The sequence below is a fragment of the Haloferax sp. DFSO52 genome, from assembly GCF_048158745.1.
In the GTDB taxonomy this organism is placed as follows: Archaea; Halobacteriota; Halobacteria; order Halobacteriales; family Haloferacaceae; genus Haloferax.
Genome location: NZ_JBLOPB010000001.1, coordinates 1,222,007 through 1,244,265, shown reverse-complemented (window position 1 = coordinate 1,244,265; position 22,259 = coordinate 1,222,007). Strand labels below are relative to the sequence as shown.

At 61.3% G+C, this 22,259-nt stretch carries 24 protein-coding genes; 14 read left to right on the top strand and 10 right to left on the bottom strand.

The annotated features are described in order from the left end of the window. Window positions 1–6 precede the first annotated feature (6 nt). The 5 genes from ACK3SC_RS06430 to psmA all read left to right on the top strand — a co-directional run bounded on the left by ACK3SC_RS06430 (window position 7) and on the right by psmA (window position 3,229). Window positions 7–573, top strand: coding sequence for a BGTF surface domain-containing protein (locus ACK3SC_RS06430; protein ID WP_416839286.1), 567 nt, complete (start codon window positions 7–9; stop codon window positions 571–573). Window positions 574–662: 89 nt separating this feature from the next. Continuing rightward, on the top strand, window positions 663–1,358 hold the full coding sequence (locus ACK3SC_RS06425) for an RNase P subunit p30 family protein (protein WP_416839285.1): 696 nt from the start codon (window positions 663–665) through the stop codon (window positions 1,356–1,358). Beyond that, entirely contained in the window at window positions 1,342–1,968 is a 627-nt protein-coding gene (locus ACK3SC_RS06420) for a class I SAM-dependent methyltransferase (protein ID WP_416839284.1), read from the top strand. Before ACK3SC_RS06425 ends, ACK3SC_RS06420 begins: the two co-directional genes overlap by 17 nt. Before the next feature lies 1 nt (window position 1,969). Next, window positions 1,970–2,449 (top strand): Rpp14/Pop5 family protein, encoded by a 480-nt coding sequence (locus tag ACK3SC_RS06415; protein WP_416839283.1) that lies wholly within the window; start codon window positions 1,970–1,972, stop codon window positions 2,447–2,449. Between the two features lie 6 nt (window positions 2,450–2,455). Next, the gene (gene psmA, locus ACK3SC_RS06410; RefSeq protein ID WP_416839282.1) at window positions 2,456–3,229 is read left to right on the top strand and encodes an archaeal proteasome endopeptidase complex subunit alpha; all 774 of its coding nucleotides are present in this window, start codon (window positions 2,456–2,458) and stop codon (window positions 3,227–3,229) included. A gap of 142 nt (window positions 3,230–3,371) precedes the next feature. On the opposite strand, the gene ACK3SC_RS06405 is transcribed toward psmA, so the two are convergent. The 5 genes from ACK3SC_RS06405 to purH form a co-directional block, all read right to left on the bottom strand. Beyond that, window positions 3,372–3,725 carry a helix-turn-helix transcriptional regulator gene (locus ACK3SC_RS06405; RefSeq protein WP_416839281.1) on the bottom strand — a complete coding sequence of 118 codons (354 nt, stop codon included), beginning with the start codon at window positions 3,723–3,725 and terminating at the stop codon, window positions 3,372–3,374. Window positions 3,726–3,750: 25 nt separating this feature from the next. Next, window positions 3,751–4,503 carry an NRDE family protein gene (locus tag ACK3SC_RS06400; protein ID WP_416839280.1) on the bottom strand — a complete coding sequence of 251 codons (753 nt, stop codon included), beginning with the start codon at window positions 4,501–4,503 and terminating at the stop codon, window positions 3,751–3,753. A gap of 101 nt (window positions 4,504–4,604) precedes the next feature. After that, on the bottom strand, window positions 4,605–7,049 hold the full coding sequence (gene folP, locus ACK3SC_RS06395; RefSeq protein ID WP_416839279.1) for a dihydropteroate synthase: 2,445 nt from the start codon (window positions 7,047–7,049) through the stop codon (window positions 4,605–4,607). Window positions 7,050–7,121: 72 nt separating this feature from the next. After that, window positions 7,122–7,550, bottom strand: a complete 429-nt coding sequence (locus ACK3SC_RS06390) for a universal stress protein (RefSeq protein WP_416839278.1) — start codon at window positions 7,548–7,550, stop codon at window positions 7,122–7,124. Between the two features lie 249 nt (window positions 7,551–7,799). After that, window positions 7,800–9,377 carry a bifunctional phosphoribosylaminoimidazolecarboxamide formyltransferase/IMP cyclohydrolase gene (gene purH / locus ACK3SC_RS06385; protein ID WP_416839277.1) on the bottom strand — a complete coding sequence of 526 codons (1,578 nt, stop codon included), beginning with the start codon at window positions 9,375–9,377 and terminating at the stop codon, window positions 7,800–7,802. A gap of 190 nt (window positions 9,378–9,567) precedes the next feature. Here purH and purB point away from each other — a divergent pair, with 190 nt between their 5' ends. The 8 genes from purB to ACK3SC_RS06345 all read left to right on the top strand — a co-directional run bounded on the left by purB (window position 9,568) and on the right by ACK3SC_RS06345 (window position 17,898). Then, complete coding sequence (gene purB, locus ACK3SC_RS06380) at window positions 9,568–10,956, top strand: adenylosuccinate lyase (protein ID WP_416839276.1); 1,389 nt, start codon at window positions 9,568–9,570, stop codon at window positions 10,954–10,956. Between the two features lie 346 nt (window positions 10,957–11,302). Next, a complete protein-coding gene (locus tag ACK3SC_RS06375; protein ID WP_416839275.1) occupies window positions 11,303–12,376 on the top strand; it encodes a glucose 1-dehydrogenase in 1,074 nt (357 codons plus the stop codon). Further along, window positions 12,373–13,005, top strand: a complete 633-nt coding sequence (gfcR, locus tag ACK3SC_RS06370; RefSeq protein WP_416839274.1) for a transcriptional regulator GfcR — start codon at window positions 12,373–12,375, stop codon at window positions 13,003–13,005. The genes ACK3SC_RS06375 and gfcR overlap by 4 nt, the downstream gene beginning before the upstream one ends. Window positions 13,006–13,118: 113 nt before the next feature. Further along, the gene (locus ACK3SC_RS06365; RefSeq protein ID WP_416839273.1) at window positions 13,119–13,460 is read left to right on the top strand and encodes a glutaredoxin family protein; all 342 of its coding nucleotides are present in this window, start codon (window positions 13,119–13,121) and stop codon (window positions 13,458–13,460) included. Between the two features lie 147 nt (window positions 13,461–13,607). Continuing rightward, window positions 13,608–14,174, top strand: coding sequence for a hypothetical protein (locus ACK3SC_RS06360; protein WP_416839272.1), 567 nt, complete (start codon window positions 13,608–13,610; stop codon window positions 14,172–14,174). 135 nt (window positions 14,175–14,309) lie between these two features. After that, window positions 14,310–15,281: a phosphoadenosine phosphosulfate reductase family protein gene (locus ACK3SC_RS06355; protein ID WP_416839271.1), complete on the top strand. Its 972-nt coding sequence runs from the start codon at window positions 14,310–14,312 to the stop codon at window positions 15,279–15,281. Between the two features lie 221 nt (window positions 15,282–15,502). Beyond that, the gene (locus ACK3SC_RS06350; protein ID WP_416839270.1) at window positions 15,503–16,456 is read left to right on the top strand and encodes a phosphoadenosine phosphosulfate reductase family protein; all 954 of its coding nucleotides are present in this window, start codon (window positions 15,503–15,505) and stop codon (window positions 16,454–16,456) included. 731 nt (window positions 16,457–17,187) lie between these two features. Beyond that, on the top strand, window positions 17,188–17,898 hold the full coding sequence (locus tag ACK3SC_RS06345) for a diphthine--ammonia ligase (protein WP_416839269.1): 711 nt from the start codon (window positions 17,188–17,190) through the stop codon (window positions 17,896–17,898). Window positions 17,899–18,004: 106 nt separating this feature from the next. Here the strand turns inward: ACK3SC_RS06345 and ACK3SC_RS06340 are convergent, their stop codons facing one another. Further along, the gene (locus ACK3SC_RS06340; protein WP_416839268.1) at window positions 18,005–18,970 is read right to left on the bottom strand and encodes a sugar phosphate nucleotidyltransferase; all 966 of its coding nucleotides are present in this window, start codon (window positions 18,968–18,970) and stop codon (window positions 18,005–18,007) included. A gap of 114 nt (window positions 18,971–19,084) precedes the next feature. Here ACK3SC_RS06340 and ACK3SC_RS06335 point away from each other — a divergent pair, with 114 nt between their 5' ends. Continuing rightward, window positions 19,085–19,384, top strand: a complete 300-nt coding sequence (locus ACK3SC_RS06335) for a transcriptional regulator (RefSeq protein WP_416839267.1) — start codon at window positions 19,085–19,087, stop codon at window positions 19,382–19,384. Between the two features lie 30 nt (window positions 19,385–19,414). On the opposite strand, the gene ACK3SC_RS06330 is transcribed toward ACK3SC_RS06335, so the two are convergent. The 4 genes from ACK3SC_RS06330 to ACK3SC_RS06315 form a co-directional block, all read right to left on the bottom strand. Beyond that, window positions 19,415–20,095 (bottom strand): type 1 glutamine amidotransferase domain-containing protein, encoded by a 681-nt coding sequence (locus tag ACK3SC_RS06330; protein WP_416839266.1) that lies wholly within the window; start codon window positions 20,093–20,095, stop codon window positions 19,415–19,417. Window positions 20,096–20,292: 197 nt separating this feature from the next. Beyond that, on the bottom strand, window positions 20,293–20,859 hold the full coding sequence (gene hpt, locus ACK3SC_RS06325) for a hypoxanthine/guanine phosphoribosyltransferase (protein ID WP_416839265.1): 567 nt from the start codon (window positions 20,857–20,859) through the stop codon (window positions 20,293–20,295). A 228-nt stretch (window positions 20,860–21,087) separates the two neighbouring features. Beyond that, complete coding sequence (locus ACK3SC_RS06320; RefSeq protein WP_416839951.1) at window positions 21,088–21,489, bottom strand: hypothetical protein; 402 nt, start codon at window positions 21,487–21,489, stop codon at window positions 21,088–21,090. Between the two features lie 216 nt (window positions 21,490–21,705). After that, the gene (locus ACK3SC_RS06315) at window positions 21,706–22,044 is read right to left on the bottom strand and encodes a helix-turn-helix domain-containing protein (protein ID WP_416839264.1); all 339 of its coding nucleotides are present in this window, start codon (window positions 22,042–22,044) and stop codon (window positions 21,706–21,708) included. Between the last annotated feature and the right edge of the window lie 215 nt (window positions 22,045–22,259).

The window sequence follows — 22,259 nt, the reverse complement described above, 5'->3', positions numbered from 1 at the left end:
CGAACGATGCGCCCTCCACACGCTCTCCTCGTTCTCGCTTTCGTCCTCGTCGTGGCGTCAGCCGGTGTCGCCGCTAGCGACGGCACTACCTCCATCGACTATCAGGGAGACGAGCTCGTCCTCGGTGCGACGAGCAGCCAGAAGATAACCGGGACGACCCCGTTCGAATCCGGGACGGTCATCGGTGTTCGCGTCAAATCCGTCGATGGCACACATCCCTTCTTGGTCTCGAAAGCGGTCAAAGTAGAACAAAATGGCTCGTTCGCTGTCGAGTTCGACCTCTCAGAGTTGGCCCCATTGCGCGGTGGCCCAGTCGAAGTCGAGATACGTCGCAACGAGAGCATCGTCCACGAGATAGGTGGGACGCTCGTGACCGAGAACATGCCCGAAAACTCGACACTCACCTTCAGTCCATCGACCGCAGAGACGACGACGACGGAGACGACGACGACAGCAGAGACGACAACGACACAGACGCCAACCGGCCCGCTCTCTGGGATTTCGGTCCCCGGACTTGGCATCACAACCGGTGTCGTCGCACTCCTCGCCGTCGCGTTCCTCGTGCGCCGATGACGACCACGAGCGAGCGTGTTCGGTTTTCGGGACCTCCGTGACCGGTCAGGAACGCAACGCCCTTTTTCCACCCCACCCATCGTCGGCATATGTACGAGGCGGTCTACGCACACCCAGACGGCGAGAGCACGGCAAGTCGCGTCGCTCTCGCCGCAGAGAGATACGGGTACGACGGCGTGGTCGTCCGTGGGCTCGACGCACGTCCCGACTTCGACCGCCTCCGTGACGAGTTCGAGGTCGATGTCGTCGATGCAGTCGAAATCGACGCTCCAGACCCGGACCACGCCAGCGGGTCGGTCGGGAACTACCGCCCACAACGCGAACTCGTCATCCTCCGTGGGGGGACGAACGCACTCAACCGATTCGCCGTCGAACAACCCCGAGTCGACGTGCTCGCCCGCCCGATGGCCGGACACGGAAACTTCAACCACGTGCTGGCGAAGGCCGCCCGGGACAATGGCGTCCGGGTCGAATTCGACCTCGGACCAGTGCTCCGGAGTGAGGGTGGAACCCGCGTCCAGGCGCTGTCGGGGCTTCGAAAGCTCCGAGAACTCGTCGAATACTACGACGTGCCGTACGTCGTCTCTGCCGGCGCGCACTCGCATCTCGAACTTCGCGCGCCTCGCGAGTTGGGCGCACTGGGAGAGGTCATCGGATTCGACCGTGAACAGATTCTGGACGGGCTTCGCGAGTGGGGCCGACTGACCGCGCGAAACCGAGAGCGGACGTCCGATTCGTTCATTGCTCCGGGCGTCAAACGAGGTCGATATGAAGAAGACGATTGAGGAACACGCGGCCCGGTTTTCGGCACTCGCTCCCGAGTACGACGACACACAGGACAGCGACGAATACCGCGCGTGTGTCTCCCTCGTCGTCCACTACGCTGACCCGTCACCCGACGACGTGGTCTTGGACCTCGGAACTGGGACGGGTGCAATTGCGCTCGCACTCGCACCGGCTGCCAAGCGGGTCATCGGCCGCGACATCAGCGAGGGAATGCTCGAACAGGCGCGTAGAAAGGCCGCCGAAGTCGGTATCGAGAACGTCGAGTTCGGCGAGGGCCGCTTCCGCGACCCGAACGTTCCAGACGGTGAGCAAATCGATGTCGTCGTCTCCAACTTCGCCATGCACCACCTCCCGGACGAAGAGAAACGCGAGGCCATCCAGCGTATCGCCGACCTCGAACCCCGGCGCTTCGTCCTCGGTGACGTGATGTTCTTCGGGACGCCCGACCCGACCGAACCGTTCTACTCGCCGGAAGTCGACGACCCGGCAACTGTCGGCATGCTTGCCGACGCTCTCACGGACGCCGGGTTCGTCCTCACCGCTGTCGAGGCCGTCCACGACCAGGTCGGCGTCCTCGTTGCCGAGCGCGCCCGTTCACCCGAGGAGTAACATGAAACATCTCCCAAAACACCTCCGACCTCGCTGGCGATATCTCGCCGTCGAACTCGAGACGTGGCCCGACGCGACGCTTCGTCGTGGGTCGTTCCAGCGTGAACTGTGGTTCGCCGCCCAGAATCTCTACGGCGACGTCGGCAGTGCGGACGCCGACTTGACCGTCCTCGGGTTCACCTTCGACGAGTGCGTTGCCGAGACGATCGTTCGTGCCCGTCGTGGCCACGTCGACGACGCGCGGGCAGCACTGGCCTGTATCGACGCAGTCGACGACCATCCGGTGGGTGTGAGAGTGCGCGGTGTCTCCGGCACGGTACGTGCCTGTTCGGAAAGGTATTTACACGGCCGGACCGGAATTTCTGAGGAGAGAGACGTCGTGTTCGAGAACGAATCCCGGACTGCCGTCGTCCGCAACTTACTCTTGGACGTCAGCGGGCCGGACGGGTTCACGGGCGCGACGCAACTCGATTTCGAGTGATACTCTATGCAGGGACAAGCGCAACAACAGGCGTACGACCGCGGGATTACTATCTTCTCGCCGGATGGTCGACTCTATCAGGTCGAATACGCTCGCGAGGCCGTCAAGCGCGGCACTGCGAGCATCGGTGTTCGAACACCTGAGGGTGTCGTCCTCGCGGCAGACAAGCGCTCTCGCTCGCCACTGATGGAACCGACGAGCGTCGAGAAGATTCACAAGGCGGACGACCACGTTGGCATCGCGAGCGCCGGCCACGTCGCCGACGCCCGCCAGCTCATCGACTTCGCCCGCCGCCAGTCGCAGGTCAACCGCCTCCGCTACGGCGAACCGATCGGTATCGAGACACTGACCAAGGAAGTCACCGACCACATCCAGCAGTACACGCAGGTCGGCGGTGCCCGTCCGTTCGGTGTGGCCCTCCTCATCGGCGGCGTCGAAAACGGCACCCCGCGCCTCTACGAGACTGACCCGTCGGGGACGCCCTACGAGTGGAAGGCCGTCGCAATCGGTGCTGACCGCGGCGACCACCAGGAACATCTCGAAGATAACTACCGCGACGACCTGACCCTCGAAGAGGGCATCGCGCTCGCGCTCGAAGCCATCGCTTCGACCAACGAGGACGGCATCGCGCCCGACGGCGTCGACGTTGCGACGGTCTCCGCCGAGTCCGAACGCTTCGTCGAACTGTCGAACGAAGAGATCGAAGAACACCTCGTCGCCAACGACCTGCTGGCGACCGAGGATGACGACGAGTCGGACGACGAGTCGGGCGACGAGTAAACCGCATCCCGCGGTTCCGCGTTTTCTTCTCAGAACCGACGATAGACGTGTCGAGTGACGACACGGCGATGTCGTTCAGTGATGTCACTCAACGTTCGGTTCGAAAACAGCGACGACGCCGTGATTCGGTCGCGTCGGTGGCTTAGTATTCCTCGTACGCGAGGTTCATCAGCCACTGCGAGAAGGCGTTACTGTTCGCGTTGATCTCTTCTTCTCCGATGAATGGCGAGAGCATGTCGCCAGCCATGAGCATCGAAAACTGCAGGTCGCGAGCGGCGGGTTCGAGGTAGTACGTCGTGTGCCCGTTGTAGACGGTCTGTGTTCGTTTGATGAGTTCGAGCGACTCCAGAACGTCTGCGATACGACTGCCCTTACGGGAGGAGATATCGAGTTCTTTCCAGAAGTCACTCTGATGGATGCCGCCCGACTCACGGATGAGTTCGAGTCCCGCGCGCTCGTCGGAAGAAAGGTCGGATTCGGCTTCGCTCGCGCTCATACAGTCTACACGTCGGGCGAGTGGTTTAATGCTGACGTTCGACCGGTTCGAAGGCGGTCTGACACGGCGGCCCGTTGGCAAATTCGTACGACGATTCGTGGAGTCCGACCGTGATGAGCGACGACGAGCGCGTCCCGAATCGCCCGTCGGGGTCGTGAACACAGACGCCGAAGTCGTGGTCGCCGAGGGCTTGTTTCGCCCGGTCGCGCCACGCCTCCATCGACTCACTCGGTTCGGGTTGGAGCGCTTCCCAGAGTCGCCGAGCGTTGTCGGCCTGCTGTTCGCCTCGCTCTGGGTGCGTCGCCGGGACGAACCACGAGTCGTGCGTTCCGACGTTCACGACGACGTGTACACCGGGGTCGAGATTCCGAACCGACACGCCACCGTCCCACTCGAAGTAAATCGCCGCGTTCTCGTCTGCGACGACGAGGTTGAAGCCGTCGTAGGTGTACTCGTCTACCGAGTGTTCGACGAACCGTGCGGCGTCTTCGGCCGTCTCGTGGCGGAGTGCGTCGCGGACGAGGTGCCCGCGGGAGCGCTCGCCGCCACCGTCGACTTCGACCCAGCGATTCGTGATGCCGACGAAGACGCCCGCGTCGTTGTAGCCGACCCACGTGCCACCCGCTTCGGCGTCTCGGGGGGCGACGATTCCGGGGCCCTCGCCGTTTTCCCATCGCTGTGGGGGTTCGGCGGGCCGCTCGAGTAACTCGTCACGATTGGCGGCGACGACGACTGGTGCGTCGTCGAACACCTGCCACGCGAGGATGAGTGTACACACAGACGAGAGTACGAACCACTCGGTCAAAAACGTCTGGAAGAGCGAAAACCACTGCTCGTCTTCGAATAGAGAACCACTGCCCGTCTTCGAATAGAGAACCGCTACTCGTCGTCGAATCGACCCGGATCGCGCGCCGCGAGCGCGACGTTCACGGCCGCGACGTTTTCAGGGACGTCGTGGACGCGGACGATATCTGCCCCCCGGTCGGTTGCGATAGCCGTCCCGGCGATGGTCGCCGCGAGATTGTCACCGGTCTGCTCGCCGACGAGCGAGAACATCGACTTGTGCGAGTGACCGACGAGGACGGGACATCCGAGCGCCGAGAACTCGTCCACTCGGCCGAGCAGTGCGAAGTTCTCGGCTTTCGACTTGCCGAAACCGAGTCCCGGGTCGACGATGATGTTGTGCCGTGGGATGCCCGCTTTCTCCGCGAGGAGGATTCGCTCTGTGAGTTCGCCGATTACGTCTTCGACCACGTCGTCGTAGTCGATTTTGTTGTCCGGAATCACCGGCGCGTCGATGCTGTGCATCACGATGACCGGCACGTCGCGGTCGGCCGCGAGAAAGCGCATCTCCGGGTCTTCGAGGCCGGTGACGTCGTTGAGGATGTCTGCACCCGCGTCGAGGGCCGCCGCAGCGACGTCGGCTTTCCGGGTATCGACCGACACGAGCGTGTCGAGCCCCGAGAGCGCCTCGATGACTGGCGTGACGCGACGTATCTCCTCTTCGACGGCGACTTCGTCTGCTCCGGGTCGGGTGCTCTCGCCGCCCACGTCGATGATGTCGACACCGGCGTCGACCATCGATTGGGCTTGCGTGACGGCGTCGTCGATATCGTAGAACTGGCCGCCATCGTGGAAACTGTCCGGCGTGACGTTGAGAATCCCCATGACGGCCGTCCCGTCTTCCCACGGATAGCCGTGCGTTGCTGTGTCGGCGTCGGGTTCGAGATTACGTCGGATTTCGGTGGCGAGTTCCGGGAGCGCATTCGGGTGGTCCTGCAGAGTCTCCACCAACCGCTCGAACTGGTCTATCGTCGCCATCATGACGATATCGACGAGTTCACCGGCCGAATCGTGGCCGGAAACCGCACACTCGCCGCCGAGGACGGACAGTTCTTCTCGGATGGTCTGCGCCTGGCGTTTCTGCACTCGGGTTCGAATCGTCCGGTGGACGCCGTGTTTCGCCACGTCGGTTGTCGGCGTCGGGATGTTTGCCTGTTCGAGCGTGTGCTGTGCGTCCGCGACCGTCCGGTGTGTCTTCGGAATCAACGACCGAGTCCACGTCGTTCGCGCCTCGGCGACGACGTAGAGCGACCCGACGACGAGAACGCAATCGTCGTCGCTGGCGCGTGCCACTGTGTCGGCGAGTGCGGTGGCGACGGCATCACCCGTTCGAACTTCGTCGACGCCAGCACGCTCGAAGACGGCAGCGAGTATCTCGGGGTCTTCGGCCCGTGAGATATCTGCGTGGCAGGTTGTGACCGACGAGATTTCGGGGAGCGCACCGACCATCTCCTGGTGGTCTTTGTCGTGCATCACGCCGTAGACGAGGTGTAAGTCGTCGTAGTCGAACTCGTCGAGGACGGTTGCAACCTGCACGCAGGCGGCGGGGTTGTGCGCGCCGTCGAGGACGACCATCGGACCGGTTCCCATGACCTCGAATCGACCTGGCCAGTGGGCGTTTCGCAGGCCGCGGTGAATCGCATCCGCAGAAACGTCGGGGTGTACCTGTCTGGCTAACGCGACGGCGACACCTGCATTGCGTGCCTGATACGCCCCTAAGAGTGGGATTCGAACGTCGAGCTGCTCATCGTCGGTGGCGACGCTGACGGCCGCCTCCTGATGATTGACTCGCCCCTCGTACGCGGTCCGAACGTCGGCGTCGGTGTCGAACGCATCGACGGTCACGACGTCGCCAACTTCGTCGCGGATGACGTCGAGTGCCTCACCGGTCGCGCCGGTCACGAGAGGTGCATCTGCCGGTGCGACGGCCGCTTTCGTTCGAGCGATTTCTTCGATGGTATCACCGAGAACCGCCGTGTGTTCGAGCGAGACGTTCGTGACGGCGCTCGCGACGGGGGAGACGACGCTCGTCGCGTCGAGTTCGCCACCCATTCCGACTTCGAGAACTGCTACGTCGATGTCGGCCTCGGCAAAGTACCAGATTCCGAGGGCGGTCATCGTCTCGAAGAACGTCAGCGGTTCACCGTCGGCAGCGCGTTCGACGAGGTACGGTTTCGCTTCCGCCACGAACGCCGAGAGCGCGGATTTCGGAATCTTCCGCCCATCGACGCGGATGCGCTCGCGCACGTCGTCGAAATGTGGCGACGTGTAGAGACCGACGCGCAGTCCTGCTTGCCGGAGCGTCGATTCGAGCATCCGGGCGGTGCTTCCTTTTCCGTTCGACCCTGCAACCTGTACGAACGACACGTCTTCGTGTGGGTCGCCGAGATGAGAGAGTAACCGCTGTATCGACTCGGTCCCCGGCTTGACCTGAAATCGCCGGAGGTCGAAAAGGAAGTTCACCGCCTCGTGGTACTCCATACGCAAAAAACCCGCACGGTGGGCTTAGGCCTAACGCTCCTGAGCCACTACCCACGTGCGCCCGCAGTCGTGTTACTCCTCGATGTGGACGACGAGGACTGGCCGCTTCGCGTTCTCGACGACGCGTTCGGTGACGCTGCCGAGCGACGTGAGTTTGTCGCGGCCGGTCCGTCCGTGGGTTCCCATCACGATCACGTCGATATCGTGTTCGTCGGCGTATTCGAGGATGATTCGGTGTGGGACGCCCTCGCGGACTGCCGTCGTCGTCTCGCACGTCTCTCTGCACTCTTCAGCACACGCTTCGACTGCCTCGATGGCGTCGTCTCGGAGCGACTGGATGACCGCATCCTGCTGGTCGCCACCGGCGGCGAGGTAGACGCGCTGGTCGACGACCGAAAGGACGTGAATCGTCGACTCAGGCCCTGCGAGTTCGAGTGCGTGTTCGAGTGCTCGACCCGTTCCGACGCTTCCGTCTGTGGGGATGAGAATGTCTTCGTACATACACGTATCATCGCCTCGCCGACACTTGAACCATCCCGTTGATTTCAGGACGTGGGAACGGGAGAAAGTGGGGAGATGGGGTGGTGGTTCGTGCCTCGAGTGTTAGACACTCCTTCGTTTCACTCAGTCGTGTCTAAAATCGCGTGAGACTCACTACGTTCGTCTCACTGATTTCAGGCACTCCTGCGCTGCGCTTAGTCGTGCCTGAAACACCGTATCCGGGTTACACCCGGCTACGAGTTTCAGACACTAATCGTGTCTGAAACACCGCTGCCCAGTGAACACCATCGCAATCCCGCGCTCGTTACACGCGTCGATGACCTTCTCGTCGTTGACCGACCCACCGGGCTGAATGACTGCTTCGATACCCGCGTCAGCGGCCTTCTCGACGCCGTCCGGGAACGGGAAGAACGCGTCAGAGGCCATTACAGCACCCTGCGCATCCTTGCCTTCGGCGTGTTGTTCGGCTTTCATCGCGGCGAGTTCGACGGCATCGACGCGGGAAACCTGTCCCATGCCGACGCCGACCGTCTCGGTCCCTTTCGCGAAGAGAATCCCGTTGGACTTCACGTGCTTGAGGACCTTCCACGCGAAGAGCATCGTCTCTAACTGCTCGTCCGTGGGTTCGGTTTCGGTGACGACTTCGAGGTCGTCCAGCGTCGGCGTCCAGAGGTCACGTTCCTGCACGAGTCGGCCGCCGACGAGCGCTTTCTCGGTGTAGGTCTCGGTGCGCTCGCCGAGTTCACCCACATCGAGGACGCGGAGGTTCTTCTTCTCAGTGAGTACGTCGAGCGCGCCGTCGGTGTAGCCGGGGGCGACGACGACTTCCTTGAACGAATCGACGATGAGTTCCGCAGTCTCGGCGTCACACTCGCGGTTGAGCGCGACGATGCCGCCGAAGGCGCTCATTGGGTCCGTCGCGAGTGCGTCAGCGTACGCTTCCGCGAGCGTGTCGGCGGTGGCACATCCGGCCGGGTTCGTGTGCTTGATGACCGCGGCGGCGGGTTCGTCGAACTCCTTGATGATGTTGAGTGCGCCGTCCGCGTCGTTGTAGTTGTTGTACGACAGGCCCTTCGCACCCTCGTTGAGTTGTGGTGCGCCGACGACCGACGCTTCGTCGCACGTTTCGTCGACGTAGACGGCGGCGTCCTGGTGTGGGTTCTCGCCGTAGCGAAGCGTGTCGTAGCGGTCTTCGGAGGTGACGCGACGCTCCGGAAGGCCGGCGTCTTCGTCGCCGTCGATGGTAACGTCGCCAGCCTTGACGGTAACTCGGTCCTCTGCAAACCACCGGACTGCACGGGGGTAGGCCTTGAACTCGGCGTCGTAGAGGACGCGCGTCTTCAGGTCGTCTTCCTCGTCGCCCTCGTAGACAGGGACTGCTTCCTGTGTGACGATTGGGCCGGCGTCGACTTCCTCGTTGACGACGTGGACCGTACAACCAGTCATCTTCACGCCGGCATCGAGAACCTGCTCGTGAGCGTCCATCCCCGGGAACGCGGGGAGAAGTGAAGGGTGAACGTTGAGCGTCGTCGGCGTCGCGTCGATGAACGTCGAGGTCAGGACGCGCATGTAGCCGTCCAGACAGACGAGGTCGAAGTCGTACTCTGCGAGCGCGTCGAGGATGCGTTCTTCGTGGGATTCGCGCGATTCGTCGTCGTCGCGTTCGACCACTGCAGTCGGGACGTCGTGTTCCGCTGCCCAGTCGAGAATAGGGGCGTCGGCGTGATTCGAGACGACGACGCCGAGTTCCGCTCCGCCGGGGGAGCGCTCGGCGATGTTGCGCAGGTTTCGTCCACGGTTGCTCGCGAGACCGGCGATGGTGACCATGTGGAGAGGGCGTGCCGCCGGCCTCAAAGTGGTTGCGGTCCTCGGTCCGAAATATATGCTCGTTTGTGTATATGTATCTCCGTGTGATGGCCGGCAGAGGCCACGCATGTTCACGCACTTGCGTACATCTGCGTTTTCGGGCGGACGCGAACCCCCGGCGTTTAACCCATCCCACCGAGACGACTCAGTCATGACCGACGCCGACCGGAACGATCCGCTGTACGCGGTGTCACCGCTCGACGGGCGTTACGCCTCTCGAACCGCGCCACTGGCACCCCACGTGAGCGAGGCGGCGCTGATGCGCGCTCGCGTGCAGGTAGAAGTCGAATATCTCGTCGCACTCGCCGACCTCGAAGCGACACCGCTGGAACTCTCTGCGTCGGAACGTGCTGACCTGCGGGCACTCTACGAATCGTTCGACGCGGACGATGCAGACCTCGTGAAACGCCTCGAAGTCGACGGCGCGGCAGGCTACACCGCGACGAATCACGACGTGAAGGCCGTCGAGTACTTCATCCGAACGGAGACAGACGAGTCCGTCCACCCGTGGATTCACTTCGGACTGACCTCCGAAGACGTGAACAACCTCTCGCACCGCTTGATGACCAAGGGGGCCGTCGAAGCCGTACTCGTCCCCGAACTTCGTGAGATTCGAGACGAACTCGTCGGCCTCGCACAGGAGTACCGCGACGTTCCGATGCTCGCCCGAACCCACGGCCAACCCGCCACGCCGACGACGTTCGGCAAAGAGATGGCCGTCTACGCGTCCCGTCTGGGGCGCACGCTGGCCCGAGTCGTGGCCGCGAAAGACGCGCTCGCTGGCAAACTCGCCGGTGCATCGGGGACCTATGCTGCTCACGTCGCCGCCTATCCCGACGTCGACTGGCGAGCGTTCTCTCGTGAGTTCGTCTCGTCGCTCGGCCTCGAACACGAACCGCTCGCGACGCAGGTCAACCCCTGTGACGACCTTGCGGCGCTGTTCGACGCGTTCCGCGGCGTCAACAACGTCATCTTGGACGCCGACCGCGACATGTGGCTCTACGTCTCGGACCGTTACCTCGGACAGGAAACTGTCGAGGGCGAGACGGGGTCGTCGACCATGCCGCACAAGGTCAACCCCATCGACTTCGAGAACTCGGAAGGAAATCTCTCGAAAGCGAACTCGGACCTGACGTTCCTCGGAGACTACGTCACTACCTCACGCTTGCAGCGTGACCTCTCGGACTCGACGGTCAAGCGCAACATCGGTGCCGCGTTCGCCCACTGTCTCATCGGCTACAAGAAGACGCAGACCGGACTCGGCAAAATCGTCCCGAACGAGCACGTCATGCGGGCGGAACTGGACGACACGCCGGCCATCATCGGCGAGGCAGTCCAGACGATTCTTCGCCGCGAAGGCGACACGCAGGCGTACGAACGCGTGAAAGAACTCACTCGTGGCCGAGAGGTGACGCTCGAAGACTTCCACGACCTCTTTTCCGACCTCGACGTGAGCGAATCCACGCGGGACGAACTTCTCGCGTTGACGCCTGCGACGTACGTCGGTCTGGCCGACGAACTCGTAGACGAACTCGACTAACTTCTCTCGTCAACCCTCTGGACCGCCTCCGGTGAGAGTACGACCGAACGTCGTTCAGCTGTCGCTGTCACGGTTTTCGCACTCGTTCTGACGAAATGAGCCGCGGTGCTCGCCGAGCAGTGGTGGTGTCAGGAAAATACCGCCTGCGGAGGCCATCGGGCACGGGAGTAGCCTCCGTACGGTATTGGCACGGGTCCGGTGAACGTCGACACGATTGGGCTGGATAGGCTGGTCCGAACGTGACAAGACGTCATGGGCTGGTAGGACGACGCATGACGCTCACCGTGAACAATTATTTACTCATCATAGAATAAGTCTTTTGGTGGGGTGGTGCATTGGTGGGAGTATGAAAGCAATCGTCGTCAAACGAGGCGAGGAAAAACCGGTCGTCATCGACAAGCCACGACCGGAGCCCACGTCCGGGGAAGCACTCGTCAGGACGCTGCGCGTCGGTGTCGACGGAACCGACCACGAGGTTATCGCCGGCGGTCACGGTGGGTTTCCGGAAGGTGAGGACCACCTCGTCCTCGGCCACGAAGCGGTCGGTGTCGTCATCGACCCCAACGACACCGACCTGGAGGAAGGCGACGTCGTCGTCCCGACAGTCCGACGCCCACCCGAGTCGGGGACGAACGAATACTTCGAACGCGGCCAGCCAGATATGGCACCCGACGGGATGTACGCAGAACGCGGTATCGTCGGCGAACACGGCTTCATGTCCGATTTCTTCACGAGTCCTGCGGAGTATCTCGTCCGAATCCCACGCTCGCAGGCCGACCTCGGCTTCCTCATCGAACCCATCTCGATCACCGAGAAGGCCCGCGAACACGCCTACGCGAGTCGCTCCGCGTTCGACTGGGACCCATCTGCCGCGCTCGTCCTCGGAAACGGAAGTCTCGGCCTCTTGACGTTGGCGATGCTGAAGACTGACGACAAGGCGTACGACAACCTCTACTGTCTCGGCCGCCGGGACCGTCCGGACCCGACGATCGACATCATCGAGAAGTTGGGCGGCACGTACGTCGACTCCCGAAAGACTCCGGTCGAAGACATCCCGGAGACCTACGAACAGATGGACTTCATCTACGAGGCAACGGGGTTCCCGAAACACGCGGTTCAGTCGGTGCAAGCCCTTGCACCGAACGGCGTCGGTGCCCTCCTCGGCGTCCCGAGTGACTGGGTGTTCGAAGTCGATGCTGGCGCGTTCCACCGCGAGATGGTGCTCCACAACAAGGCCCTCGTCGGGAGCGTCAACTCCCACGTGAAACATTTCGAGGCGGCAACGGTCACGTTCACCAAACTCCCCCGATGGTTCCTCCGTGACCTCGTCACTGGCATCTACCCGCTTTCGGACTTCGAAGAAGCATTCGACGACGACGACACCACTATAAAAACCGCCATCGAATTCAGTAGCGTATGAAGAACGTCGACGACCTCATCGCCAGTGCGGCGGAGCTCGCGGACCGTGGTCTCTCGAAAGGTGAAATTGCCGACGAACTCAACGTCTCCCGCGAAACCGCCAGTTGGCTGGTCGACCGAAGTGGTGCTGCGACGAAACCCAAGCCCGAACAGAAACCCGACGGCCCACACGACATCCACGTCGATTGGAACGCAATCGGGAGCGGTGGCAAACGCCTCACGTACATCGGTCGCGCCCTCGCAGACCTCTTGACCGAGACGCACGAGAACGCAGACGTCACCATCGGTATCGAGAAAGCAGGGGTTCCGCTGGCGACGAGCGTCTCTCGCGAACTCGAAACCTCACTCGGTGCGTATTCGCCCGCGAAACACCAGTGGGACGAAGGCGACATCGAGGACCTCGGCGGTGGGTTCTCCCGCAACTTCGCACCCGTTGCAGGGAAACAGTGCTTCATCGTCGACGACACGGTGACGAGCGGGACGACACTCCGTGAGACGATCGAGTCCATCCGCGCCGAGGGTGGCGAACCACTCGCCTGCGTCGTCATCGTCGACAAACAGGGCGTCGACGAAATCGACGGCGTCCCGGTCTACTCGCTCATCAACGTCGTGCGTGTCGGCGAGAAGTAACGCCGAGACCAGAGTCGTTCCATCTCCTGGTCTACCGCCGAGACCAGAACCGCTCTCTCCTCGTTTCGGTTTACGACGCAACTCCTTTGTCTGCCGAGGCGTAACGGTTGGGTATGACTTTCCAACCCGAGAGCATGGACCCCGAAGAAGTGAAGTCCCGCGTCGCCGACGCGATAGAGAACAACGACGTCGTCCTGTTCATGAAGGGCAACCGCCTGATGCCGCAGTGTGGCTACTCTGCGAAGGCACTCGAACTCATCTCGCAGTACGTCGACGAATTCGAGACAGTCGACGTGCTTCCTGCGCTCCCCCACTACCGCGCGGCACTCGACGAAAAGAGCGGCTGGGAGACGATTCCACAGACGTTCGTCGACGGTGAGTTCGTCGGTGGCAGCGACATTCTCGAAGAACTGGACAACCGCGGCGAGCTCGAAGCCACGCTCTCGGTCGAATAATAACTGACGACCCACCGGCGTGTAACTCGATTTATCTGTCTCCTAACCGGAAGGGGAGGCCATATAAGTCTCCGACTCGTACATGAACACAGGTATCGCCAACCGCGTGCGACCGCACTGTGGCACTCGTCGATACCGAAGCCAACAATGTCAGGCCGCGTATATCGACTCCATTCGACGTTGGAACTGCCACTCGAAGACGTAATGGACTACTTCGAGAACAACCCCGCGCTCCCACCTGAGGTTGAGGATGTGGACATCACGCGCCGCAACAACACCCTCATCATCAAAGCCGTCTCTGCTGACGACAGTCTCAGCAAATACACGCCAACCGCCCAGTTGAAGGCGAGCGTGACGGAGAACCGTGTGTACGAAGAAGAACCTCCCCGAGCGGGTGCGCCGAGTTGGGGCCAGGAAGAAGAAGAGGAGATTCCCTCTGAACTCGTCGAGTTCGCCTGCTTCAAGGGCGACCTCGAAACCGTGCTCCAGAACACGGCGCTCCAGTACCCGATGTTCCTCGTACTGCGTGAAATCGCGATGCTCTCCGAGAAGGGCACGTTGACCGCAATCACCGAAGAGAGCGACGAACTCCAGGCGACGCGTATCGTCGAAGGCGAGGTACGCGCCGCATCCGTCGAAGTCGTCGAGAACCCACAGCAGAACGGGTCGTCCGACAGCGGTGTCAACTGGCGCGACAACAAGTTCATCTCCTGAACCCGCCCTATCCTCCGTCCTGATACACTCCCAAGCGGTCGCCCGCGGCCCTCGCCGTGGTTACTGGTAGCAAAGACCAATCGCTACCTGTTGCAAAAAACATTTACAGCTCCTAATTATATCTAATTACGAACCATGTCGGATGCTTTCCCAGCGTACCTCGACGTCGACTACACCGACGGCGAAGGAGAGACGCCGGACGACTATCCGAGCACCGAAGCGAAGATCGAGAAAGCGATCGAGGTCACGAAACAGGGCCTCGAACAGTACGAGAACCCTGCCGTCATGTGGACCGGCGGGAAGGACTCGACGCTCACGCTCTACTTCATCAAGGAAGTCGCAGAGAAGTACGACCTCGAAGTCCCCCCGGCAGTCTTCATCGACCACTACCAGCACTTCGACGAAATCATCGACTTCGTCAAGCACTGGGCCGACGAGTGGGACCTCGACGTCATCTGGGCACGCAACGAGGACGTCGGCAACTACGTCGACGAACACGGCCTCGAACCCGGTGACGACATCGAGGTTTCGGAGCTCTCCGAACACAACCAGCACCACATCCGCAACATCCTCGAGTACGAAGAGGACACGTTCCCGTTCCTCCTCGACACCTACGTCGGCAACCACCTGCTGAAGACCGTCGCGCTCAACGACACCCTCGAGAAGTACGACATCGACGGCGTCATCTCCGGCGTCCGCTGGGACGAACAGGAGGCCCGCGCCGACGAGACGTTCTTCAGCCCGCGTCATAACCCCGACATCTACCCGCCGCACGACCGCATTCAACCCATCCTCCAGTTCGAAGAGAGCGCCGTCTGGGACGCCTTCTGGTACTTCGCCGTCCCCGACACCGTCGAGAACTACCCCGAAGACGGCTACGTTCCGACGAGCGACGAGGACCTCCCCGAGGGCGTCGCACAGGAAGACATCCCCGTCTCGCCGAAGTACTTCGCTGGCTTCCGGAGCCTCGGCAGCGAAGTCTCGACCGACAAGTCCGCCGAAGAACCGGCGTGGCTGCAGGACATGGCGAACACGACCGAGCGCGCAGGCCGCGCCCAGGACAAAGAAGACCTGATGGAACGCCTGCGTGACCTCGGCTACATGTAACAACCGACGTTTTTTCACGTTCGGGTTGCGCTTCGCGCAACCACTCACCGAAAAAACCTCGACTAAAAAACTGCCGAGCGACTCACTTCGCTCGCCACTCGGTACAGCGTATTAAAGGAGTACCCCGGTACTCGTTTTTTGGTGCGTAACAGTCGGTAGGGAGTCCCTACCGTCCTGTTAGTCCGAAAACATAGATAACGTCTGCCGCCGATGCTTGCACCATGGCTCTTACGTTCCCAGAGTATCTCGAACTGGATTACACCGAGGGGCGCGACGAAACGGCCGCCGCGTATCCAACGCTCGAAGACAAACTCGAGAAGGCTGCGATGGTCACCAAAACCGCCCTCGAACAGTACGAACGCCCGGCAATCATGTGGACCGGCGGCAAGGACTCGACGGTCGTTCTCTACGTCGTCCGCGAAGTCGCCGCCGACATGGGCGTCGACGTTCCGCCGGTGGTCTTCATCGACCACTTCGAACACTTCGACGAGACCGAACAGTTCGTCTACGACTGGGCCGACCGCTGGAACCTCGACCTCATCGTCGCCCGCAACGAGGACTTCGCCGGGCGCGGCATGGCCCCTGGCGACGAAATCTCCGTCGCCGACCTGAGTGAACACACCCAAAAGGAACTGGGTCGCCTCGGCTACGAGAAGGAGACCCTCGTCCTCGACGCCGACACCTTCGAAGGCAACCACCTCCTGAAGACCGTCGCCCTCAACAACGTTATCGACGAGTACGGCTTCGACGGCATCTTCTCCGGCGTTCGCTGGGACGAACAGGACGCCCGCGCCGACGAGACGTTCTTCAGCCCACGTCACGAGTCAGAAAAGTACCCGCCACACGACCGTGTGCACTCTATCCTCCAGTTCACCGAAGCAGACATCTGGGGCGCGTTCTGGAACTACATCGTCCCCGACGCCGTCGAGGGCTACCCCGTTGGCTACGTCCCCCAATCGACCGACGACCTTCCGGAGGGAGTCGACCCGTCTGACCTCCCCGTCTCTCCCAAGTACTTCGAAGGCTTCCGCTCACTCGGAACCGAGTCCGGGTCGGCGAAGTCCGACGACCGGCCAGCGTGGGTGCAGGACCTCGCCGCGAGCAAGGAACGCGCTGGGCGCGCACAGGACAAAGAAGACCTGATGGGCCGACTCCGCGACCTCGGCTACATGTAGAGACGACGTTTTTTCACGTTTCGGGTTGCGCTTCGCGCAACCACTCACCGAAAAAACCTCGACTAAAAAACTGCCGAGCGACTCGCTTCGCTCGCGCTCGGTAAGATAGCTGGTGGTTCTGTTGGATTGTCAGTTCGAATATCGCTGTTTTCTGCCCTGCTGAATACAGGGCGCATTTCGGGCGAACGTCATTCGGCCTCAGTGGGAGTGAACATCCTCATTTGGACCTCGTTCACGCCAAGGAGCGAATCCTCGATGCTCTCACGACCGAATTCAGTGAGGTGAAAACACGTCCTGTTGTCACGCGTGTAGTGAACCTACTCATATTTGCTCTCGTGCATCATCATGTGCTAGATGCCGGAGTGCCTCTGACAGTAACACCGGCGTCTTGTCTACCCGAGATGCCCGCTCGGTTTGGGACGTGGGGTGGGAAATTCTCCATGGTGGTGGTGAATTCCCCCACCTTTTAGACGAGTACCTAGATGATGGATAGTCGTATTAGGACAGTCCGTTCTTCAAGTTGAAACTGTACTCCTGCAGGAGAGAGACCCCTGAGGCATCCGGGGTGGCAACTCAATTGATGACCAGTTCTTCGAGGCCATGCTGAGTACACCCGCTGCATGTTGCACGCTCTTCCCATCAAATTCTGAGGCGTTCGACAGAACATACCCTGAAGACCCCCGCAGAACCCACACCGTAGCGCCTATCTCTCTCAACCCGTTATCGCTCCCATGGCATCCCAGTGGGTCAGTCTCTTCTCTGGCGGCAAAGACTCCTCGTGGGCGCTCTACCGTGCGCTCGAAGAGGGATTGAACGTCACCCATCTGCTGACCGTCCACCCCAGCGACGACTCGTACATGTACCACGTCCCTGCGACGGACCTCACCGCACTCGCGGCCGAGAGCATCGGCGTCGAACTCATCGACGTGCATCCCGGTGACCTCGAAGCGACCGACGCGACAGACTCCGGCGAACAGGGCGACGCGGAACTCGAACCCCTCGAAGCAGCACTCTCCGAACTCCAGTCCGAGATCGACCTCGCGGGCGTCACCGCGGGCGCAATCGAGAGCGAGTTCCAGACGAACCGCATTCAGGGGATGTGCGACCGTCTCGGTATCGACCTCTTTGCACCCCTCTGGCAAGAGGACCCCCGCGAACTCGGCGAGGCGATGATAGACGCCGGCTTCGAAATCATGCTGATTCAGGTCGCCGCGCACGGCCTCGACGAGTCGTGGCTCGGCCGAACGCTCACCTCCGACGCACTCGACGAACTCGAGGAACTCAACGAGAAATACGGCGTCCACATCCTCGGCGAAGGTGGCGAGTTCGAGACGTTCGTCACCGACGGCCCGCACATGGATCGACCCATCGAACTCGAATACGAGACGGAGTGGGAGGGAACTCGCGGCCGACTTCGCATCACCGACGCGTATCTCGGGTGAGGGTCGCTCTCGCTCGCAGGGCGAGTGATGCAAAGAACCGTCGAATTGGGCGCGAAGAACTGTCGGTTTTGGCGCGAAGAATGACGAACCGTAATCGCGGTCGGAACTACTCGTTCGTCAGTCGGGAGTGCGCACCGATGAGCGCGTTCGAGAGGTCGAGGTTGTCGATGGTCGTCCCTTCGTCCACGATCGAGTTTTTCAGGCTGGCGTCACGGATGACCGCGTTCGGGAAGACCACAGATTCGTCGAGCGACGAGTCTGTGACTTCTGCACCGGCCATGATGTGGACGTTCTCTCCGAGTTCGGTGTTGGTCACTGTTGCTGACTCGGCGACGACGTTTTCGCCGTCGAGGAACCACGAGACTGCGTCGAGGTAGCTCTGTGCCGTGCCGATGTCGAACCACGCACCGTCGAAGGAGTAGGCGTAGACGTCGCCGTTCTCCTGGAGCCACTGCATGAACCAGCCCGGTTCGTCCGGGTTGTTGTCGCCGGCGAGATAGTCGTCGAACTTCGGCAGGTCCTCCGCAGGGAATGCGTAGCACGCGATCGAGACGAGCGTACTTTTCGGGTTTTCTGGTTTCTCCTGGAAGCTAATCACCCGGTCGCCGTCGAGTTCGACCAGGCCGTACGATTTCGCTTTCTCGGGGTCTTTGACGTCGTATGCCGCCAGACACGGCGACTCCTTTTCGTAGAAGAAATCGACGAAGTCAGCCACGTCGAAACTGATGAGGTTGTCGCCCGCGACGACGACGAGGTCTTCGTCCACCTCTTCGCGCTCGATGAGTTCCGCGAGCGCGCCGACGACGCCGAACTTCTCGTCTTCTGCGCGAGTCTCTTCGACAGAGAGCGTCGGTTTCGAGTACGGTGATGCCTCGATATACTCCTCGAACGACTCTGCGAATCGCTCGTTCGTGCTCACGAACACCTCGGAGACTCGGTCGTCCGCTTCCAAGTCTTCGAAGATGGTGTCGATGACCGTCTGGTCGCCGACCGGTAAGAACATCTTCGGTCGGTGTTTGGTGATGGGCCACAGACGAGTCGCATATCCACCGGCAAGGACGACTGCTTTCATACCCATCAAGATTCACCACTCAGTGAAGGACTTTTTGCATCCTCTCTATATTGCTGACATTTCCGACGGTGAGACGCCGGAAGGGATTTTCCCCCTGCCTCCCAACCGACGGCTATGTCAGACCGGGAGTCCACCGCGACGACTCGCCAGCGTATTGCCGACGCCCTCCGTGCCGACCCGGCAACCGCGTCAGAACTCTCGACGGACCTCGGCGTGCCGGCCTCGTCCGTCTACGGCCACCTCCAACACGTCGCTCGCTCGGTCCACGGCGACGACGGCGAACAGTTTCTCGTCGCACCGCCCGAATGTCTCAACTGCGGCTTCAGCGCCTTCGACGACCCGGTGAACTATCCATCACGGTGTCCCGAGTGCCGGAGCGAAGGTATCGAAGAAGCAGTGTTCAAAATCGAGTAGTGATTCGACTGCTGCAGTGGGTTTCGCCTTTCAGACACCCAGTTCGTCTAAGAGCGTCTGTGCTGCCTCGGCAGACGACCCCGGTCCGCGTCCAGTGACGAGGTCACCGTCGACAGTGACGCTCGTGTCGGCGTCGAGTTCGGCGTCCCAGTTGGCCCCGACGGCTTTCACTTCGTCTTCGACCCAGTAGGGGAGCTTTCGGCCGTCGGGCATCAGGTCGTCGTCGTCGACGATTCCGTCTTCCCACTCGTTGGGGAATCCGGTGACGTCACGCCCCTCGACGAGGAACGACCCGTCTGCCTCACGGGTGAACGCGAGGATGCCGACGGCGTGACAGACGACGAGTGCCTTTCCTTCGCCACCGGCGACGGCGGTGAGAAGCGCCTGCCGAGCGTGTCGGTCCTGGTTGATGTCCCACTCGGTTCCGTGCCCGCCGGGGAAGACGACGGCGTCGTAGTCTCGCGCGTCGACCCGTGCGAGTTTCTCGGGATTCTGCAGTCGGTCGTCGGTTTCGTGCACCTCTCGAACGTGTTCGGCGAGTTCCTCACCGACGTTCTCCGGGTCGATGGAGCGTTCGTCGATGACGGGAGCGCTTCCCGTCGGTGTAGCGACGGTGATGTCGACACCGGCGTCGGAAAGCGTGGTGAGCGGTTCGATACATTCCTCGCCCCAGTATCCCTCTTCGCTGACGATGAAAAGTGCGGATGTCATCGCCTCCGATTATGGCCCCACGATACAAAGTGGCCCCGAAGGCGGAAATCCCGCGTGGGTACCGGTGGCTGTCCCAGACACGACCGAGACGCCGGTTGCGCGCGCCAATTCCGCTGTCGGTCACCGCGTGGAACGCTCCGCTCGTGAAGAGATGTAAAATGACGAGGAACGCGTGACTGCGCCCTCGGGGAAGATGTTCAGTCGTCGCCGTGTTCGTCGACGATGACGACTTCGCCGTCTTCGACGGTCACGTTGATGAGCGTCTTGACGTGGTGTTCGGAGTCGTCGAGTTCGTTGGGGCCGGCCTTCTTGATGATGGCGACGGTGTCGACGACGTCCGCACCGATGTGGTCGAGTGCGTCGAGGACGGCTTTCATCGTGCCGCCGGTCGAGAGCACGTCGTCGAGGACGAGAACCCGGTCGCCCTCGTTCACGTCGTTGATGAACATGTCGCCTTCGGAGTAGCCGGTCTGCTGGTGGAGCGAAACCTCACCGTCGAGGCCGTACTCTCGCTTTCGGATGACGACGAGCGGGATGTCCGTCATGAGCGAGACGGCGGTAGAGATGTGGATGCCCATGGCGGCCGGGGTGACGATTTTGTCGACGTCTTCGAGGTTGGCTTTGCGGATGATTTTGATGACGATTTCGCGGAGGAGTCCCGGTTTCAGCATCGGGACACCGTCGCTAATCGGGTGGACGAAGTACTGGTAATCGCCTTTTTCGATGATTGGGGCGTCGAGAAGGGACTGACGCAACTGGTCCATGTCGCTCGTTCCCCGGGTTAGGCATAAAATGTGGCGGTTCGTCGTCCGCCGGGTACGACGACACACGTCGCGCGATATCACCTCTCATTCGATTCGTGCGCGACCGATGGTATCGACACCGACACCGACAGCAGCCCAGCACTGACACTGACACCGACCGCAGTCTGTCACGGCGTCGTCTCGCCAGTCAGCAGTCGAATACACCTCGGGGACGCGCCCCGAGTGTGATTACATTCCGCCGAGAAGCTTCGACGCCGTTCGAACGAGGGGTTCGACCGGTTCGTCGAGCGCGGTGAAGAGCAGCATCCCACGTCCGCCGCAGTACACCTGCAGGACACCGTGGTCAGCCCGTTCTTCGAAACGGAACTCGACGCTATTTTGGACCGGGCTCAGCCCGGAGAACAACCCACGTTCCATAAACTCCCTTCGCGTCTCTTCTGCGAGGTCACCGAGATGTGCGACGAGTTCGTCGCGACTTCCGAACGACTTCCGGACCGCCTCTCCCACGTGGAAGAGGTCGAACGCAGTCGCACCGTAGACAGCGACCAGTGGGACGGCCCCCTCTGCCGTCTTCTGAATCGCTCCCATTGCGACATCGCTATTCGGACCGGGTCCGTTGACGGATGTCATCCGTGACGGGTCAATTATCATGCGTCCCCCCTCTGCCCTGACGCTGCGCGTCTCCCTGCCCGGAGCGCGCGTCTGGAACAGTCATGAAATCCAGATTGTCAGATGGTCTAATAAATATGGAGGCGCAATTTCTGAGCCTGAAAAATCACATAGATAATAGTTCTTTTGGCCGATTGATGCGGTAGTGATTCGGGTCGTTTGTCCCGAGTCGACGGTCTAATCGTCGTCTGAGCGCGCTTTAGAGACAGACGTCAGGTCATCCACTGAGAGTTCCACGACGAACCCCTCAGGTGACAACGAGACGACCGATTTGTCGAACGTGCAGATATATTGACGGTAATGAGTTCCGTCTGCACGGACTTCTGTCGCCGACGAAATGAGGTCGAGTTCCTCTAGTGTATCGAGTCTTCGGTAGACGGTTGGAAGCGACAGGTCAGTCGTTTCGCCCAGCTCTTTGGCGGATTGTGAGTTCTGGCGCAACGAGACGAGCAGTGCTCTCGACTCAGTGTCACCGAGAATGTCGAGTAGTTTCTCGCTCGATACGCGCTCGGACATTGCTGGTGAATCAGTCCGAATGTGTGTATAAATTAGTTGCGCCCCGTGCGGGAACCCCCAAAATACTGAGGTGTTATTCATTCAGGGAGGGCCGAACGGAGGACGCCGATTACTGCAACCACTGCTTCTTGACACAGGGTCACGTTAACGATAGCTGACACGCAATTTCGTCAACGCTGATTGGTACGATAGTGGACGAACCCACATTCCCATGG